This window comes from Pseudomonas sp. SDO5271_S396 (assembly GCF_054071795.1).
On record NZ_JBSVWB010000004.1, the window covers coordinates 103882 to 121973 of the forward strand.

An 18092-nucleotide genomic window follows, 5' to 3' on the forward strand; every position below is an offset into this window, starting at 1 on the left:
TGACTCCTTGTTGGAGGGGATTTATGCGCGCATGCGGGTGATGCGGATCACACCGGTCAAGGCGCGCAGCTTCTTGATCACGCGGGCCAGGTGCACACGGTCGTGCACGCTGACCACCAGTTGAACCACGCTGATGCGGCCATCGCGCTCGTCCATGCTGATTTTCTCGATGTTGCCGTCGGCCGCGTTGACGCTGCTGGCCAGCAGGGCGATCAGGCCGCGCTGGTGTTCCAGCTCCACCCGCAGCTCGACGTTGAATTCGCCGGTGACATCCTTGGCCCACGAGAGCTGGATGCATTTTTCCGGGTTGTGGCGGATTTCGGTGATGTTGCGGCAGTTGTCCAGGTGCACCACCATGCCTTTGCCCGCGGACAGGTGACCGACAATCGGGTCGCCCGGGATCGGCGTGCAGCACTTGGCGTAGCTGAGTACCAGGCCTTCGGTGCCGCGGATCGCCAGCGGACCTTCGGGGCTTGGCAACTGTTCGCCTTCGCCCAGCAGACGGCGTGCGACCACGTAGGCCATGCGGTTGCCCAGGCCGATGTCTTCCAGCAGGTCTTCGATGGTTTCCTGACGATACTCGTGGAGCATCGCTTGCACGCGTTCGGCCGGGATCTTGTCCAGGGCGCTGTCGAAACCGTTGAGGACTTTGTTCAGCAGGCGTTCGCCGAGGCTAATGGACTCGGAACGGCGCTGCAGCTTGAGGGCGTGGCGAATATGCGTGCGCGCCTTGCCGGTAACCACGAAGTTGAGCCAGGCCGGGTTCGGGCGTGCGCCGGGTGCGCTGACGATCTCCACGGTGGAACCGCTTTGCAGGGGTTCGGACAGCGGCGCGAGACGTCGATTGATCCGGCAGGCGATGCAGCTGTTGCCCACATCGGTATGCACGGCGTAGGCAAAGTCGACCGCCGTGGAGCCTTTGGGCAGCTCCATGATCCGGCCTTTGGGCGTGAACACGTAGACCTCGTCCGGGAACAGGTCGATCTTCACGCTTTCAATGAATTCGAGGGAGTTACCCGCACGTTGCTGCATTTCCAGCACGCCCTTGACCCATTGACGGGCGCGGGCATGGGTGCCTTTGGGCTGTTCGTCACCGCTGGATTTATACAACCAGTGCGCGGCGATGCCGTTGTTGGCCATCTCTTCCATTTCGCGGGTGCGGATCTGGATCTCGATCGGCACGCCGTGCATACCGAACAGCGTGGTATGCAGTGACTGGTAGCCGTTGGCTTTGGGAATGGCGATGTAGTCCTTGAACCGGCCCGGCAACGGTTTGTACAAATTATGTACAGCGCCCAGTACGCGGTAGCAGGTGTCGACCTTGTCGACGATGATCCGGAACGCATACACGTCCATGATCTCGTTGAAGGCCCGGCGCTTGCCGCGCATCTTCTTGTAGATGCCGTAGATGTGTTTCTGCCGCCCGCTGACCTCGCCTTCGATTTCGTCGATCGCCAGGCAATGGCTCAGGGACTCTTCGATCTTGTTGACGATTTCCTTGCGATTGCCCCGGGCGCGCTTGACCGCCTGGTAGATGCGCGCGGAGCGCATCGGGTGCATGGCTTTGAAGCCGAGGTCTTCGAATTCGATGCGGATGGCATGCATGCCCAGCCGGTTGGCGATGGGCGCGTAGATTTCCAGGGTTTCCTTGGCGATACGCCGGCGCTTTTCGCCGGAGAGCACTTCCAGGGTGCGCATGTTGTGCAGTCGGTCGGCCAGCTTGACCAGGATCACGCGGATATCGCGTGCCATGGCCATGGCCATTTTCTGGAAGTTTTCCGCCTGGGCTTCGGCCTTGGTCTCGAAATTCATCTGGGTCAGTTTGCTGACCCCGTCGACCAGTTCGGCCACGGTATCGCCAAATTGGGAGCTGAGCGCTTCCTTGGCAATGCCGGTGTCTTCGATCACGTCATGCAGCATCGCGGCCATCAGGCTTTGATGGTCCATGTGCATGTCGGCCAGAATATTTGCCACCGCAAGAGGATGGGTGACGTACGCCTCGCCGCTGCGGCGGCGTTGGCCGTCGTGGGCTTGTTCGGCGTAGAAATACGCTCGGCGGACCAGGTTGACCTGGTCTGGGCCGAGGTAGGCCGATAAGCGATCGGCGAGGGCGTCTATGCTCGGCAAAGTGTGAACTCCTGCCGTTGGCTGTGACCCCGCGCCGTGCTACGTCGACCAGGCATAGGCTTAGACCGCCTCGTTGGACTCGTCCTCGAACGCTGCGAACAGCGGTTCATCTTGAACGATTTCCTGTTCGGCGATGAACTCGTAGCTCATCAGGCCTTCGGCGATTTCACGCAGGGCGACAACGGTAGGCTTGTCGTTTTCCCACTGGACCAGGGGCTCTTTGCCGCCGGTGGCCAGTTGACGGGCACGCTTGGTAGAGAGCATGACCAGCTCAAAGCGGTTATCCACGTGTTCTAGGCAGTCTTCAACGGTTACGCGGGCCATGGTATTCCTCGGAGCGAATGCAAGATGCGCGCTGCCCGGTTGGGCAAGCGGACTGAGCAGTTTAAAAAATCACCAGCGTTTAGGGAAGCGCTGATTTTTCGCAGGCCCTCGCAAAACCGCCACAAGTGCCAATGTAAGGCCCTTGCGACGGTTTTGGGAAGAGCGGGTCAACCGAGCAGTTCGGCGAGTAATTTGCCAAAACGCTGCTGTTGGCGTTTTTGCTGAAGCTGATTGGTGCGGAAAATCGCCTTCAAATCATCCAGGGCGTGGGAAAAGTCGTCATTGATGATCAGGTAGTCGTAGTCGACGTAGTGACTCATTTCGCTGACGGCTTCACGCATGCGGCCTTCGATGATCTCGTCGCTATCCTGGCCACGGTTGGTCAGGCGCTGGTGCAAGGCTTCAAGCGACGGCGGCAGGATGAAGATCGAGCGCGCCTTGGGCATCAGCTGGCGTACTTGCTCGGCGCCCTGCCAGTCGATTTCCAGGATCAGGTCGTGGCCTTCGTCCAGGGTCTGCTGCAGGTGGCTTTGCGAGGTGCCATACAGGTTGCCGAATACTTCGGCACGCTCCAGGAAGTCGCCGTGTTCGATCATCTTGACGAACTCGGTGCGCTCGACGAAGTGATAGTGCACGCCATTCACTTCGCCCGGGCGCATGGCGCGGGTGGTGTGGGAGATCGAAATGCGGATCTGCTCGTCGGCGTCGGTCAGGGCCTTGACCAGGCTGCTCTTGCCCGCGCCCGAAGGGGCGGAAATGATGTAAAGGGTGCCAGTACTGTGGGTCATGGAAGTTGCCTTACTCGATATTCTGTACTTGTTCGCGCATCTGCTCGATCAACACCTTGAGGTTGACCGCCGCCTGGGTACTGCGCGGGTCGAATGCCTTGGAGCCCAGTGTATTGGCTTCGCGGTTGAGTTCCTGCATCAGGAAGTCGAGGCGCCGACCGGCGGCACCGCCGGACTTGAGCACGCGGCGCACTTCGTGGATGTGGGTGCTCAGGCGGTCGAGCTCTTCGGCGACGTCACTCTTTTGCGCCAGCAGGACCATTTCCTGCTCCAGGCGTGTCGGGTCGAGTTCGGCCTTCATGTCGGCGAAGCGGTCGAGCACTTTCTGGCGCTGGGTGGCGAGCATCTGCGGCACCAGCTCGCGCAGGGTCGCCACGTCTTCTTCGATGGAGGTCAGACGCTCATTGATGAGGCGGGCCAGCTCGGCGCCTTCGCGCTCGCGGCCGGCCTTGAGCTCCTTCAGACCTTGATTGAACAGGGCGAGGGCTTCGGCGTTGAGGGCTTGCGGATCGGTCGCATCGGCGACCAGCACGCCGGGCCATGCCAGCACTTCCAGCGGGTTGAGGGCGGCAGGCTGCTTGATCAGGCCGGCGATGGTTTCGGCGGCGGCGACCAATTGCGCAGCACGGTCACGGTCGATCTGCAGCGGCTTGCCGGTATGCTCCTCGGTAAAGCGCAACGTGCATTCCAGCTTGCCCCGGGAGATACCCTGGCGTAGCGCTTCACGCACAGCGCCCTCGAGGTCGCGAAAGGATTCCGGCAGGCGCAGGTGCGGTTCCAGGTAGCGGCTGTTGACCGAGCGCAATTCCCAGCTCAGGGTGCCTTGTGCGCCGGCTTTTTCGACGCGGGCGAAGGCGGTCATGCTGTGCACCATGGCGGTACCTCGCGTTGCAGCCCCGCAAACACGGGCTGATGGTTAAGAAGGCGCAGGATTGTAGCGCAGTGGGGCGAGTGCGCCCAAACCCGGCCATTCGTAACCGAATTTTTAGATGTGCCCCGAATCGGTTGGCGGCTCTATAATGCTCGGCAGTTTTTCGTCCTCAGTACAGGTGTCTCCCTATGAAACGTCCAAGTGGTCGCGTTGCCGATCAGCTCCGCTCGATCCGCATCACCCGCAACTACACCAAACACGCCGAGGGGTCTGTACTGGTCGAGTTTGGCGATACCAAGGTGATCTGCACCGTCAGCGTCGAAAACGGTGTGCCGCGTTTCCTCAAGGGCCAGGGCCAGGGTTGGTTGACGGCTGAATACGGCATGCTGCCCCGTGCTACCGGCGAGCGTAACCAGCGTGAAGCCAGCCGCGGCAAGCAAGGCGGGCGTACCCTGGAAATCCAGCGTCTGATCGGTCGGTCCCTGCGCGCAGCCCTGGACATGTCCAAGCTGGGCGATGTGACCCTGTATGTCGATTGCGATGTGATCCAGGCTGACGGTGGAACTCGTACTGCCTCCATCACCGGCGCCATGGTGGCGTTGGTCGACGCGTTGAAAGTGATCAAGAAGCGCGGCGGCCTGAAAGGCGGTGACCCGCTCAAGCAAATGATCGCTGCCGTGTCGGTCGGCATGTATCAGGGCGAGCCTGTGCTGGACCTGGACTACCTGGAGGACTCGGCTGCCGAGACCGATCTGAACGTGGTGATGACCAGCACCGGCGGTTTCATCGAAGTGCAGGGCACCGCCGAAGGTGCGCCCTTCCAGCCGGCTGAACTGAACGCCATGCTGGCCCTCGCCCAGAAAGGCATGACCGAAATTTTCGAACTGCAGAACGCCGCCCTGGCGGACTGAGCCCGCCTCAAGGAGAAGCGCCATGAATGACAGCCAGATGCCGGTACCTACGCCTTCCTACGAAGTGCGACAGGGGGCCATGTTGTGCCATCTCGCGGCGTTTCTGGGGTTTGTATTTCCCTTCGGCAGCGTCGTGGGGCCGCTGATCCTGTGGCAGATGAAGAAGGAAAAGGATGCGTTCATCGACGATCAGGGCAAGGAAGCCTTGAACTTTCAGATCACCGTGGCCATCGCCTGGCTGGCTTGCATCGTGCTGGCCTTCGCGGTGGTTGGGTTCTTCCTGATGTTTTTCCTGGCGATCGCCACGGTGGTGCTGACGATCATCGGCAGCATCAAGGCCAACAAGGGTATTGCCTACCGCTACCCGTTGACCTGGCGTGTGATCAAATAATGAACGCCCACAAAAAAACCGACAGCGATGTCGGTTTTTTTGTGCCTGGAGTAAGACCTCAGATGGTCAGCGTCCAGTCGTAGTCCACGATCAGCGGCGCGTGCTGCGAGAAGCGCGGCTGGCGCGGCAGGCGTGCGCTGCGAACGAATCTGCGCAGGCCCGGGGTCAGCAGCTGATAATCGAAGCGCCAGCCCAGGTTGAGCATCTCGGCCTGTTCGTTATCCGGCCACCAGCTGTACTGGTCGCCTTCGCGATTGACTTCCCGCAGTGCGTCGACATAACCCATGTTGCCGACAATCTCGTCCATCCAGGCCCGCTCCGGCGCCAGGAAGCCCGGGGATTGCTGGCTGTCGCGCCAGTTCTTGATATCCAGCTTCTGTTGCGCCACGTACAGCGAGCCACAGTAAATGTACTCGCGACGTTTACGCCGCTGTTTATCCAGGTAACGGGCGAAGTCGTCCATTAGCTTGAACTTCTGGTTCAAGTCTTCATCGCCGTTCTGCCCCGAAGGGAGCAGCAAGGTCGCGATGCTGACCTTGTCGAAATCGGCTTGCAGGTAGCGCCCGTAGCGATCGGCTGTCTCGAAGCCGAGGCCGCTGATGACTGCCTTGGGTTGCAACCGCGAGTACAAAGCCACACCACCTTGGGAGGGTACTTCGGCATCGCAGGCATAAAGGAAGTAGCCATCCAGTTGGAAGGCTGGGTCGTCCAGTTCAAAGGCGGAGGCGCGGGTGTCCTGCAGGCAGATGACGTCGGCATTCTGTGCTTGCAGCCAACTGAGCAAACCACGCTCGACTGCAGCCTGAATACCATTGACGTTCACACTGATGATCCGCATAAATGGCCCCAAAAATCGCGTGCGTGTATGATACACGCCGTCTACCTAATTAGCTAAATCCGTGGTATCTGAGGCTTTTTTCATGCAGGCGTATCAACGCGATTTCATTCGTTTTGCCATCGATCGCGGGGTTTTGCGCTTCGGTGAGTTCACCCTCAAGTCCGGGCGCACCAGCCCGTATTTCTTCAATGCGGGCCTGTTCAACTCCGGTTCCGCGTTGGCTCAATTGGGTCGTTTCTATGCGGCCGCTATCGTTGAAAGCGGTATTCCTTTCGACGTGCTGTTCGGCCCGGCCTACAAAGGTATTCCCCTGGCCGCCGCGACCGCCGTCGCCCTGGCCGAGCACCACGGGCAGGACCTGCCATGGTGCTTCAACCGCAAGGAAGCCAAGGCCCACGGTGAAGGCGGCAGCCTGGTGGGCGCTCCGCTCAAGGGTGACGTGCTGATCATCGATGACGTGATCACTGCCGGCACCGCGATCCGTGAAGTGATGCAGATTATCGCCTCCCAGGACGGCGCCAAGGCCGCCGGCGTGCTGATCGCATTGAACCGTCAGGAGCGTGGCAACGGTGAGTTGTCGGCGATCCAGGAAGTGGAGCGTGACTTCGGCATTCCGGTGGTGAGCATCGTATCGCTGAACCAGGTGCTGCAATTCCTGGAAGATGATCCGCAGCTCAAGCAGCATTTGCCTGCGGTTCGCGCATACCGCGAGCAGTTTGGCGTCTGACCCAAATCCCACAGGGGATCTCCACATTGCTGCAAAATCTGTGTGTATAAAAAAGCCCCCGCTCAATTGAATTGAGCGGGGGCTTTTTGTTTTCAGTGTTTAAGGACGCTTGCGGTTACTGATCAGCGTGCCCATGCCGGTATCCGTGAAGATCTCGAGCAGCACCGCGTTCGGCACGCGGCCATCGATGATCAGCGAGCTGCCGACGCCGCCCTGTACTGCTTCGAGTGCGCAGCGGATCTTCGGCAGCATGCCGCCGTAGATGGTGCCGTCGGCGATCAGGTCGTCCACCTGTTGGGTGGTCAGGCCGGTCAGCACCTTGCCTTCCTTGTCCAGCAGGCCGGCGATGTTGGTCAGCAGCATGAGCTTTTCAGCCTTCAATGCTTCGGCCACCTTGCCGGCCACGAGGTCGGCGTTGATGTTGTAGGACTCGCCATTGGCGCCTACGCCGATCGGCGCGATCACCGGAATGAAATCGCCTTTCACCAGCAGATTCAGCAGGTCGGTGTTCACGCCAACCACTTCGCCCACTTGGCCAATATCGATGATTTCCGGTTGGGTCATCTCCGGCGTCTGACGGGTGACCGTCAGTTTTTTCGCACGGATCAGTTCCGCGTCCTTGCCGGTCAGGCCGATGGCACTGCCGCCATGGCGGTTGATCAGGTTGACGATGTCTTTGTTCACCTGGCCACCGAGGACCATTTCCACCACGTCCATGGTCTGCGCGTCCGTGACGCGCATGCCATCGATGAAGTGACTCTCGATCGACAAGCGCTTGAGCAGGTCGCCGATTTGCGGACCGCCACCGTGCACCACCACCGGGTTGATCCCTACGGCTTTCATCAACACGATGTCGCGGGCAAAGCCGGTTTTCAGCTCGTCGCTTTCCATGGCGTTGCCGCCGTACTTGATCACCAGCGTCTTGCCGACGTAGCGTCGAATATAAGGCAACGCTTCGGACAGGACTTTGGCGGTGTTGGCAGCGGCTTCGCGTTCGAGGGTCATTCAGGGCTCCGGTAAAAAATCAGAACGGTAATTGGAGATCAGGGGCAACACGTTTCAACTGGGCGTGGAACACGTCCTTGATGCGCTGCAACTCAGCCTCGGTATCCGCCTCGAAACGCAGGACCAGCACCGGTGTGGTGTTGGACGCGCGAACCAGGCCCCAGCCTTTGGCGTAATCGACTCGCACACCATCAATGGTGGTCGGGTTGGCACCTTCACCCCATTGCGCATCGTGCAGTGCGTCAATGATGCTGAATTTGCTCTCTTCGGTCACATGGATATTGATTTCTGGCGTAGAAATATCGTTCGGGAAGGTCTGAAACAGCTCCTGCGCCGTGGATTTTTCCTTGCTGAGGATCTCCAGCAGGCGTGCGGCACTGTAAATACCGTCGTCAAACCCGAACCAGCGCTCCTTGAAGAACACGTGGCCGCTCATTTCGCCGGCCAGCAGGGCGCCGGTTTCCTTCATTTTCTTTTTGATCAACGAATGACCGGTCTTCCACATTAGGGGGCGACCGCCGTATTCCTTGATCAGTGGCGTGAGACGACGGGTGCACTTCACGTCGAAAATGATTTCGGCGTTGGCATTGCGCGACACCACGTCACGGGCGAACAGCATCAGCAGGCGGTCGGCAAAGACGTTCTCACCGGTATTGGTCACCACGCCAACACGATCGCCATCGCCGTCGAAGGCCAGGCCCACATCGGCACCGGTTTCCTTGACCTTGGCAATCAGGTCCACCACGTTCTCAGGTTTGCCCGGGTCGGGGTGGTGGTTGGGGAAGTTGCCGTCGACCTCGCAGAACAACGGGATCACTTCGCAGTTGAGGGCTTCGAGCAATTGTGGAGCGATCACGCCGGCCGCGCCGTTACCGCAGTCCACCACCACTTTCAGGCGGCGCGCGAGTTTGACGTCGCGGGTAATTTCGTCAGCGTAGCGTTGCAGGATGTCGACTTTGGTGATGCTGCCTTTGCCGCTCGTCAGGTCGTTGGTCTTCAGGCGGGTATGCAGGGCCTGGATCTGCTCGTTGGCGAGGGTGTCGCCGGCGATGACGATCTTGAAGCCGTTGTAGTCCGACGGGTTATGGCTACCAGTGAGCATGACGCCGGATTTGCCGGCCAGCACGTTGGCGGCGTAGTACAGCGCCGGAGTGGGTACCAGACCGACGTCGCTCACGTGGCAACCGCTGTCGGCCAGGCCCTGGATCAGTTGTTCCACCAGCTCCGGACCGGAGAGGCGACCGTCACGGCCGACCGAAACGTTGGGTTCGCCCTGGGCCAGGCTCTGGGCGCCAATGGCGCGGCCGATCCAGTAGGCGGTTTCGGCGGTCAGGGTCTTGGGCACCACGCCGCGGATGTCATAGGCGCGAAAGATGCTGTCGGGGAATGTCGGGGCTACTCGGGCTGCGGTACTCATCGCGGGGGGAAACTCCATCTGAAGGGGGCAAGGCTGGCCTTGTGTGGCTGACCGGCAGGCTCAAACTGAAGGGTATGACGACGTTTTCGGCAGAGAGTTCGTGGTGCAAAAATGCCATCGGCGCACAAGCTTTGTGGCTTTTTCTGCGTAATACCTTGATTTCGCTGGGGAAATCTCGCTGATTCGGTGCGCGCATTCTTCATCCTGAAAGGCCTTGCGCAGGCGTCGGGCCGGACAAAGGCGTCCGGCCTGATTCAGCTTAGTCAGTGACTGCCGGAATGCCCAAACCCGCCGGCACCGCGTTGGGTTTCGTCGAATTCCTGCACCAGTTCGAAGTGCGCCTGCACCACCGGCACCAGCACCAACTGGGCGATTCGCTCGCCGACAGCGATGTTGAACGCGGTCTGGCCACGGTTCCAGCACGACACCATCAATTCGCCCTGGTAGTCCGAGTCGATCAGGCCGACCAGGTTGCCCAGCACGATGCCATGTTTATGGCCCAGGCCCGAACGCGGCAGGATCAGCGCAGCCAGGCCCGGGTCGCCGACATAGATCGACAGGCCGGTAGGGATAAGGATCGTCTGGCCCGGCTCAAGAACGGTGTCTTCCTTGAGCATGGCGCGCAGGTCCAGGCCGGCGGAGCCCGGTGTGGCGTAGGCTGGCAGAGGGAATTCGTTGCCGAGTCGGGGGTCGAGAATCTTGGCTTGCAAAGCGTGCATGTAAATTAAACCTGGTTCAGCCGTTGGGCGATGAAAGAGATCAGTTGGCGGGCAATCTTGCCTTTGCTGGTCTGGGCGAAAAGGGTGGCGTGCAGCTCGCGATCAATCACGCTGCAGGCGTTTTCCTCGCTGTTGAAGCCGATGCTCGGGTTGGCGACATCGTTGGCAACGATCAGGTCGAGGTTTTTGTCTTTCAATTTGCGGGCGGCGTAGTCCAGCAGGTGCTCGGTCTCGGCGGCGAAGCCGACACTGAAGGGACGGTCCGGGCGGGTGGCGATAGTTGCCAGGATGTCCGGGTTGCGCACCATTTGCAGGAGCAGGCCGTCGCCGCTTGTAGGGTCTTTCTTGAGCTTTTGCGGGGCGACCACTTCTGGACGGTAGTCCGCAACCGCTGCCGAAGCGATAAACAAGTCGCACGGAATAGCGGCTTCGCAGGCCGCCAGCATGTCCCGGGCACTGACCACGTCGATTCGCGTGACGCGATCCGGGGTCGGCAAATGCACCGGACCTGTGATCAGGGTGACGCGTGCGCCTGCCTCGACCGCCGCTTCAGCCAGGGCAAAGCCCATTTTTCCTGAACTATGGTTGGTGATGTAGCGCACCGGGTCGATGTTTTCCTGGGTCGGACCGGCAGTGATCAGCACATGTTTACCGGTGAGGGCCAGGTGCTGGAAGCACTCGGCCGCGCACAGCGCCAGGTCGGTGGCTTCGAGCATGCGGCCCATGCCGACGTCGCCGCAGGCCTGGCTGCCGGACGCCGGACCGAACACTTTGAGGCCACGGCTTTGCAGCAGTTGGGTGTTGGCTTGGGTGGCAGGGTCGCGCCACATGGCCTGGTTCATGGCAGGGGCGATGGCAACGGTGGCATCGGTGGCCAGTACCAGGGTGGTCAGCAGGTCGTCGGCGATGCCTTGGGCCAGGCGGGCAATCAAGTCGGCGGTGGCCGGGGCGATCAGCACCAGGTCGGCCCATTTGGCCAGTTCGATATGGCCCATGGCGGCTTCGGCGGCCGGGTCGAGCAGGTCCAGGTGAACCGGGTGGCCGGACAGGGCCTGCATGGTCAGCGGGGTGATGAACTCACTGCCACCACGGGTCATGACCACACGCACTTCGGCACCTTGGTCCAGAAGCCTGCGGACCAGTTCAGCGCTCTTGTAGGCGGCAATGCCGCCGCCGACGCCGAGAACGATGCGTTTCCGATACAGACGCTGCATTGGTTTGCCTTTCCAGTTCAGTGATGCCAGTTCAATGGCGCGAACGATGCCCCCTCCCCAGGTGAAATCGCTCGCAAAAAAGAGGGCCTAAGATAACACAGCGTCCGCCAGGCAACAGCGGAGCACGTACACACGGAGGTGGGATGAGTATTCGTGATTGGCCTGCGGCAGAGCGGCCACGAGAGAAGCTTCTGGAAGGGGGCGCGCAGAGCCTCTCCGATGCCGAGCTGTTGGCGATTTTCCTGCGCACCGGGGTGTCCGGGCGCAGTGCCGTGGACCTTGCGCGACATCTGCTTGCGCAGTTTGGAGGCCTGCGACCGCTGCTGGAGGCCAACCTGGCACTGTTCAGCCAGCAATTGGGCCTGGGGCCGGCCAAGTTCGCCCAATTGCAGGCTGTGCTGGAAATGGCCCGGCGCCACATGGCCGAGCGGCTGAGGAGTGATTCGGTGTTGGAAAGCCCGCGAGCCGTGCGCGACTACCTCAAGGCGATGCTGCGCCATGAGCCCCACGAGACTTTCGGGTGTCTGTTTCTAGACTCCAAGCACCGAGTGCTGGGCTTCGAGGTGATGTCCCAGGGCACCATCAATTCGGCCATGGTGTACCCGCGACAAGTGGTCAAGCGCGCCCTGGCCTACAACGCCGCAGCGTTGATCCTGTGCCACAACCATCCTTCCGGCAGCCTTGAGCCAAGCGCGGCTGATCGAAAATTGACCAAGCTGCTGCAAACGGCGCTGGAAGTGATCGATGTGCGAGTGTTGGATCACATCATCGTTGGCGATGGTGATCCGCTGTCGATGGCTGAATACGGGTGGATGTAAACCCGCCCCAGTGGGGCGGGGTTGTATTCATGGCTTGACGCTGACCTTGGAGAAGTCTTGCCGGCCAAACGGGCTGACCTGATAGCCCTCTACGCCCTTGCGTGTCAGCGCAAAGGCCGTCGGGTGCGCCAGCGGCAGCCACAGTGCCTGCTGCTGGATCTGCGCCTGCGCCTGCTGATACAGCTTGCTGCGCACGCCCTGCTCGCTGGTGGTCTTGCCGGCGCTGATCAGCTTGTCCAGTGCAGGGTCGCAGTAGCGGGCAAAGTTGGTGCCGGACTTGACTGCGGCGCAGGAGAACTGAGGGGTGAGGAAGTTATCCGGGTCGCCGTTGTCGCCGGCCCAGCCCATGAACAGCAAATCGTGTTCGCCGGCCTTGGCGCGGCGAATCAGCTCGCCCCACTCGATCACGCGAATTTCAGCCTGGATGCCGACTTTGGCGAGGTCTGCCTGCAGCAGTTGCGCGCCGAGGTTCGGGTTGGGGTTCAGCAGGCTGCCAGTAGGGCGCGTCCAGATCGTGGTCTTGAAACCGTCCTTGAGCCCGGCACGGTCCAGCAGTGCCTTGGCCTTGGCGAGGTCCTGTGGATAACCCGACAGTTCCTTGGCATAGCTCCAGGTATTGGGCGGGTAAATGCCGTTGGCGGCTTCGGCGGTGCCTTCAAATACGCTTTTCAGGTAGCTGGCCTTGTCGAAGGCCAGGTTGATCGCCTGACGCACTTCGGGTTTGTCCAAAGGCGGGTGCTGGCTGTTGATAGCCACGAAAGCGGTCATGAAGGCGGCGGTTTTCTCGACGTTGAGCGCAGCGTCCTTTTCAGCCTCGCTCACATCCAGCGGCTTGGGCGACAGGGCGATCTGGCATTCATCCCGACGCAGTTTCTGCAGGCGCACATTGGCGTCCGGGGTGATGGCGAAGATCAAGTTATCCACGGCAGGTTTGCCGGCAAAATAGTCCGGGTTGGCTTTGTAGCGCACCACGGCGTCTTTCTGGAAACGCACGAAAACGAAGGGGCCTGTACCGATCGGTTGGCTGTTGAGCTTTTCGGTGGCACCGGCCTTGAGCAGTTTGTCGGCGTATTCCGCCGAATAGATAGAGGCGAAGCCCATGCTCAGGGCCGCCAGGAAGGTAGAGTCGGCGTGATCCAGGGTGAAGCGCACGGTCAGCGGGTCGAGCGCGTCGATCTTTTTGATCAGCGCCGGCAGTTGCAGTGACTGGGCGTGGGGGAAGCCGCTCTGGGCTACCTGATGCCACGGGTTGGCCGGGTCCAGCATGCGTTCGAAGCTGAAGCGCACGTCTTCGGCAGTCAGGGTGCGGCTTGGGGTGAAGTACTCGGTGCGATGGAATTTCACGTCCGGGTGCAGTTTGAAGGTGTATGTCAGACCATCCGGCGACACCTCCCAGCTGTCCGCGAGGCTCGGCACCAGCTTGCCACTGACCGCGTCGTAGTCCACCAGGCGGTTCATCAGCGTGTCGGCTGAAGCGTTGGTGGTGGTCAGCGAGTTGTACTGCACCACGTCGAAGCCCTCGGGGCTGGCCTCGGTGCAGACGCTCAGGTTGGTGGCGGCAGACGCCAGGGGCGCAATAAAGAGAGGAGCGAGCAACAGCGGTAGGGCAGCGAGGCGCATAGTCGGTTTCCTTTGCAGATCGAAGGCCCATCTGCGAGTGCAGTCTGGAAAAGGCCTACCGTAGTGGCCTGTTGGATAAATGACCAGTCCATTTTTGCCTGTGTTTTTGGGGCAAATGCTGTTTTGATAGCGCCTCGGTGAGTTTCGCTGCGCATTTTGTCGTGCGCGCGAGCGCGGTGAATCATTCTGTGCGACGAGCGGTCGGCAGTTACAGCGCCCCTGCTGGCAACGGTTCAGGCGCCCGCTGCCCAGATTTGCACAGGGAAAAACTCACAGGATGTTGTTGCGCTTGGGTCTTTCTGGTATAAAGCAGCGCTCTTTTCTAGGGGCCCGGTTCCTTCGCTTGTAGGTGTAGCCGGTAAGACCCTAAAGAAACGCGGCGCCTGGCGCCAAATGACTGAGAGATTAAGCGGCCAACCCATGCCGGGTTGGGCATGTGGTTTTAGAGGGCTGAGGCATGTCGAGAGTCTGTCAAGTTACCGGTAAGGGTCCGGTGACTGGGAATAACATTTCCCACGCAAATAACAAAACCCGTCGTCGTTTCCTGCCGAACCTGCAGCATCACCGCTTCTGGGTTGAAGAAGAGAAACGTTTTGTTCGCCTGCGTGTATCCGCCAAAGGCATGCGCATCATCGACAAGCGTGGCATTACTGCCGTGCTGGCCGAAATCCGCGCCGCTGGCAAGATCTAAGGAGTTCTATCATGCGTGAATTGATTCGAATGATCTCTAGCGCCGGTACTGGTCACTTCTACACTACCGACAAGAACAAGCGTACTACCCCGGACAAGCTCGAAAAGAAAATGTTCGACCCGCGCGTTCGCAAGCACGTGATGTACAAAGAAGGCAAAATCAAGTAATTGATTTTCCTCCTGAAAAAAAGCCCGTATCGCGAGAGACGGGCTTTTTTTTGCCTGTAATTCGCTGATCAGGCCTTTTGTTCGAACACCACGTAGATCTTTCGGCAGGGCTCCAGCACTTCCCAGGTCCCGCTGAAGCCTGCGGGGATCACGAAGCGGTCGCCCGCGCGCAGGGTCTTGGCGTTGCCATCCGTATCGCGCAGCACCGACACCCCCTGCACGATCTCGCAATACTCATGCTCGGTGTAGTTGACCTTCCAGTGTCCGACCTCACCCTCCCAGACCCCGGCACTCATCTGGCCACATGGACTGTTGTAGTGGTTATAGATCGTTTGCTCGGGATCGCCCTTGAGGATTTTTTCGGCGGCAGGGCGGTAGCGATCGGCGGCGGTCTTGGCTTGGCTGAAGTCGACGATGTCCTGGATGCTCATGTGCGTGTCCCGTCTGGCCTGGGGTTGGAAAGCCCAAAGTCTATGTTTATTAAAATGAACATCGCAAGGGCGTTTGCCGGCGTTATGTCAAATATATTGAAACACCCCCAGCCGCTGGTTTAGGGTGGCAGCTGCCTTGAGCCGAACAGCAGGCTGGCCGGGCAAGAATTCTGTGAGGTTGCCAGGGGACATCGCCTGGCCCTTGTATTCAATAAGAGGAGGACACTCGCATGACCACCCTGACCCGTGCCGACTGGGAACAACGCGCCAAGGACCTGAAGATCGAAGGCCGCGCCTACATCAACGGCGAGTACACCGCCGCCGTTTCCGGCGCCACGTTCGAATGCATCAGCCCGGTCGATGGCCGTCTGCTGGCCACCGTTGCCAGTTGTGACGCCGACGACGCGCAGCGCGCCGTGGAAAACGCCCGCGCCACTTTCAATTCCGGCGTGTGGTCGCGCCTGGCGCCGGCCAAGCGCAAGTCTGCGATGATCCGTTTCGCGGCGCTGCTCAAGGCCAATGCCGAAGAGCTGGCGTTGCTCGAAACCCTGGACATGGGCAAGCCGATCAGCGATTCCCTGGCGGTCGACGTGGCGGGCGCCGCCAACGCCTTGAGCTGGAGCGGCGAAGCCATCGACAAGATCTATGACGAAGTTGCGGCTACCCCGCACGACCAACTGGGCCTCGTGACGCGCGAGCCTGTTGGTGTGGTGGGCGCTATCGTGCCGTGGAACTTCCCGTTGATGATGGCGTGCTGGAAACTGGGCCCGGCGCTGTCCACCGGTAACTCGGTGATCCTCAAACCGTCGGAAAAATCTCCACTGACCGCCATCCGCATCGCCGCCCTGGCGGTGGAAGCCGGTATTCCAAAAGGCGTGTTCAACGTGCTGCCGGGTTACGGCCACACGGTGGGCAATGCGCTGGCGCTGCACATGGACGTCGACACCCTGGTGTTTACCGGTTCGACCAAGATCGCCAAGCAATTGTTGATTCGCTCCGGCGAGTCGAACATGAAGCGCGTTTGGCTGGAAGCGGGTGGCAAGAGCCCGAACATCGTGTTCGCGGATGCCCCGGATCTGCAAGCCGCGGCTGAATCCGCCGCCAGCGCCATCGCTTTCAACCAGGGCGAAGTCTGCACCGCGGGTTCGCGCCTGCTGGTAGAGCGCTCCATCAAGGACAAATTCCTGCCACTGGTGATCGAGGCGCTCAAGGGCTGGAAACCGGGCAATCCTCTGGATCCAGCTACCAACGTCGGCGCGTTGGTGGACACCCAGCAGATGAACACGGTGCTCTCGTACATCGAAGCTGGCCACGCTGATGGCGCCAAGCTGGTGGCGGGCGGCAAGCGTACCCTCGAAGAAACCGGCGGCACCTACGTCGAGCCGACGATTTTCGATGGTGTGACCAACGCGATGAGGATTGCCCAGGAAGAAATTTTTGGCCCGGTGCTGTCGGTGATCACATTCGACAGCGCCGAAGAGGCCATCGCGATTGCCAACGACACCCAATATGGCCTGGCCGCCGCAGTCTGGACGGCGGACATCTCCAAGGCGCACCTCACCGCCAGGGCCTTGCGCGCCGGCAGCGTATGGGTCAACCAGTATGACGGCGGCGACATGACCGCGCCGTTCGGTGGCTTCAAGCAATCGGGTAATGGCCGCGACAAGTCGCTGCACGCGTTCGACAAATACACGGAGCTGAAGGCGACCTGGATCAAGCTGTAACGTTCAGGCATCACAGCAGTTCAAAAAAGTGGGAGCGGGCTTGCCCGCGAATACGGTAGTTCAGTCGGTATATGTGCTGACTGACCCAGCGTATTCGCGAGCAAGCCCGCTCCCACACTGATTTGTGTGTTCTCAAACATGATCCACAGGAGCGTGGAAATGCGTTGGGCGACTTACTTTGCCGTCCTGGCCTCGGTGCTCAGCGTCGGCCTGGCGCTGGGTGTCAGCATGCCGCTGGTGTCCCTGCGCCTGGAAAGCTGGGGCTACGGAAGTTTCGCCATTGGCGTGATGGCGGCCATGCCGGCTTTTGGCGTTCTGCTGGGGGCCAAGGTTTCCAGCCGGATGGCCTCGTGGTTGGGCACTGCCAACCTGATGCGCTTGTGTCTGTGGGCCGGCGCAGTGTCCATCGGCTTGTTGGCGATCCTGCCGAGCTACCCGGTGTGGCTGGTGCTGCGGCTGATGATCGGGGTGATCCTGACCATCGTGTTCATCCTCGGTGAAAGCTGGATCAACCAATTGGTGGTGGAGCAGTGGCGTGGCCGGCTGGTGGCGTTGTACGGCTGCAGCTATGCGTTGAGCCAGCTTTCGGGGCCCCTGTTGTTGGGATTGATCGGCACCGACCACGACTACGGTTTCTGGGTCGGCGTGGGTCTGTTGATGGTGGCGCCGTTGCTGCTGTTGGGGCGTACCGGCGCACCGACGGCCGAGTCCTTCAGTGTGACGCTCGGCGACCTGTGGCACTTCTGCCTGAGCCTGCCGGCGATTGCCTGGGCGGTGGCGTTGTTCGCCGCGTTCGAAGCGATGATTCTGACGCTGCTACCGGTGTATTGCCTGCAACAGGGCTTCACTGCCGAAATCGCCCTGGCCATGGTCAGTACGGTGGTGGTCGGCGATGCGTTGCTGCAACTGCCCATCGGTGCATTGGCGGACTACCTGCCTCGGCGCACGCTGTTCCTGGGGTGTGCGCTGTTGTTGCTGGCGTCGAGCCTGGCGGTTCCGTTGCTGATGCACACGCTGTTGATCTGGCCGATCTGGGTGCTGTTCGGCGCGAGTGCGGGGGGGCTGTTCACGCTGTCGCTGATCCTGATCGGCGAGCGTTATCGGGACGATGCGCTGGTGCGCGCCAATGCCCACGTGGCCCAGCTGTGGGGCATCGGCTGCCTGATCGGCCCGCTGGTGGCCGGGGCGGGCAGCCAGTGGATCAATGGGCATGCATTGCCGTTGCTGATGGCGGCGGGTGCCTTTGGGTTGGTGATGTTGCTCCTGCGTCAGGGAGCATTCGGTGCAGCACAGCCCGCCTGACGTTGGA

18 protein-coding genes and 1 pseudogene are annotated in these 18092 nt (G+C 60.7%); 8 read left to right on the forward strand and 11 right to left on the reverse strand.

What is annotated here, in order from left to right:
- Positions 1-21 precede the first annotated feature (21 nt).
- The 4 genes from spoT to ACW9IN_RS04940 form a co-directional block, all read right to left on the reverse strand.
- Positions 22-2127, reverse strand: a complete 2106-nt coding sequence (gene spoT, locus ACW9IN_RS04925; RefSeq protein WP_457364825.1) for a bifunctional GTP diphosphokinase/guanosine-3',5'-bis pyrophosphate 3'-pyrophosphohydrolase — start codon at positions 2125-2127, stop codon at positions 22-24.
- Between the two features lie 60 nt (positions 2128-2187).
- Positions 2188-2451: a DNA-directed RNA polymerase subunit omega gene (rpoZ, locus tag ACW9IN_RS04930; RefSeq protein ID WP_060753671.1), complete on the reverse strand. Its 264-nt coding sequence runs from the start codon at positions 2449-2451 to the stop codon at positions 2188-2190.
- 167 nt (positions 2452-2618) lie between these two features.
- A complete protein-coding gene (gmk, locus tag ACW9IN_RS04935; protein WP_457364826.1) occupies positions 2619-3239 on the reverse strand; it encodes a guanylate kinase in 621 nt (206 codons plus the stop codon).
- A gap of 10 nt (positions 3240-3249) precedes the next feature.
- Positions 3250-4113: a YicC/YloC family endoribonuclease gene (locus ACW9IN_RS04940; RefSeq protein WP_457364827.1), complete on the reverse strand. Its 864-nt coding sequence runs from the start codon at positions 4111-4113 to the stop codon at positions 3250-3252.
- A gap of 185 nt (positions 4114-4298) precedes the next feature.
- On the opposite strand from ACW9IN_RS04940, the gene rph reads away from it, so the two are divergent.
- Both rph and ACW9IN_RS04950 read left to right on the forward strand, forming a co-directional pair.
- Entirely contained in the window at positions 4299-5021 is a 723-nt protein-coding gene (gene rph / locus ACW9IN_RS04945; protein ID WP_017735760.1) for a ribonuclease PH, read from the forward strand.
- A gap of 22 nt (positions 5022-5043) precedes the next feature.
- Positions 5044-5412, forward strand: a complete 369-nt coding sequence (locus ACW9IN_RS04950; protein ID WP_457364828.1) for a DUF4870 domain-containing protein — start codon at positions 5044-5046, stop codon at positions 5410-5412.
- Positions 5413-5470: 58 nt separating this feature from the next.
- On the opposite strand, the gene ACW9IN_RS04955 is transcribed toward ACW9IN_RS04950, so the two are convergent.
- Positions 5471-6250, reverse strand: a complete 780-nt coding sequence (locus ACW9IN_RS04955; RefSeq protein WP_457364829.1) for an exodeoxyribonuclease III — start codon at positions 6248-6250, stop codon at positions 5471-5473.
- 82 nt (positions 6251-6332) lie between these two features.
- On the opposite strand from ACW9IN_RS04955, the gene pyrE reads away from it, so the two are divergent.
- Complete coding sequence (gene pyrE, locus ACW9IN_RS04960) at positions 6333-6977, forward strand: orotate phosphoribosyltransferase (RefSeq protein WP_457364830.1); 645 nt, start codon at positions 6333-6335, stop codon at positions 6975-6977.
- A 99-nt stretch (positions 6978-7076) separates the two neighbouring features.
- On the opposite strand, the gene argB is transcribed toward pyrE, so the two are convergent.
- The 4 genes and pseudogenes from argB to coaBC form a co-directional block, all read right to left on the reverse strand.
- Positions 7077-7982 carry an acetylglutamate kinase gene (argB, locus tag ACW9IN_RS04965; protein WP_457364831.1) on the reverse strand — a complete coding sequence of 302 codons (906 nt, stop codon included), beginning with the start codon at positions 7980-7982 and terminating at the stop codon, positions 7077-7079.
- A gap of 19 nt (positions 7983-8001) precedes the next feature.
- Positions 8002-9423: pseudogene (locus ACW9IN_RS04970) on the reverse strand (phosphomannomutase/phosphoglucomutase); the annotation flags it as partial.
- Positions 9424-9662: 239 nt separating this feature from the next.
- Complete coding sequence (gene dut / locus ACW9IN_RS04975) at positions 9663-10118, reverse strand: dUTP diphosphatase (RefSeq protein WP_014720481.1); 456 nt, start codon at positions 10116-10118, stop codon at positions 9663-9665.
- A gap of 5 nt (positions 10119-10123) precedes the next feature.
- On the reverse strand, positions 10124-11332 hold the full coding sequence (gene coaBC / locus ACW9IN_RS04980) for a bifunctional phosphopantothenoylcysteine decarboxylase/phosphopantothenate--cysteine ligase CoaBC (protein ID WP_015886530.1): 1209 nt from the start codon (positions 11330-11332) through the stop codon (positions 10124-10126).
- 143 nt (positions 11333-11475) lie between these two features.
- On the opposite strand from coaBC, the gene radC reads away from it, so the two are divergent.
- Entirely contained in the window at positions 11476-12150 is a 675-nt protein-coding gene (gene radC / locus ACW9IN_RS04985) for a RadC family protein (protein WP_457364832.1), read from the forward strand.
- Between the two features lie 27 nt (positions 12151-12177).
- On the opposite strand, the gene ACW9IN_RS04990 is transcribed toward radC, so the two are convergent.
- Positions 12178-13770 carry an ABC transporter substrate-binding protein gene (locus tag ACW9IN_RS04990; RefSeq protein ID WP_457364833.1) on the reverse strand — a complete coding sequence of 531 codons (1593 nt, stop codon included), beginning with the start codon at positions 13768-13770 and terminating at the stop codon, positions 12178-12180.
- Positions 13771-14227: 457 nt separating this feature from the next.
- Between ACW9IN_RS04990 and rpmB the strand changes: the two genes are divergently transcribed.
- Positions 14228-14461, forward strand: a complete 234-nt coding sequence (gene rpmB / locus ACW9IN_RS04995; protein ID WP_457364834.1) for a 50S ribosomal protein L28 — start codon at positions 14228-14230, stop codon at positions 14459-14461.
- 11 nt (positions 14462-14472) lie between these two features.
- Positions 14473-14628, forward strand: a complete 156-nt coding sequence (gene rpmG / locus ACW9IN_RS05000; RefSeq protein WP_457364835.1) for a 50S ribosomal protein L33 — start codon at positions 14473-14475, stop codon at positions 14626-14628.
- Between the two features lie 68 nt (positions 14629-14696).
- Here the strand turns inward: rpmG and ACW9IN_RS05005 are convergent, their stop codons facing one another.
- A complete protein-coding gene (locus ACW9IN_RS05005) occupies positions 14697-15059 on the reverse strand; it encodes a cupin domain-containing protein (RefSeq protein ID WP_457364836.1) in 363 nt (120 codons plus the stop codon).
- A gap of 230 nt (positions 15060-15289) precedes the next feature.
- Between ACW9IN_RS05005 and ACW9IN_RS05010 the strand changes: the two genes are divergently transcribed.
- Complete coding sequence (locus tag ACW9IN_RS05010; RefSeq protein WP_457364837.1) at positions 15290-16783, forward strand: aldehyde dehydrogenase; 1494 nt, start codon at positions 15290-15292, stop codon at positions 16781-16783.
- Between the two features lie 159 nt (positions 16784-16942).
- Positions 16943-18085, forward strand: coding sequence for an MFS transporter (locus ACW9IN_RS05015; RefSeq protein WP_457364838.1), 1143 nt, complete (start codon positions 16943-16945; stop codon positions 18083-18085).
- Positions 18086-18092 lie beyond the last annotated feature (7 nt).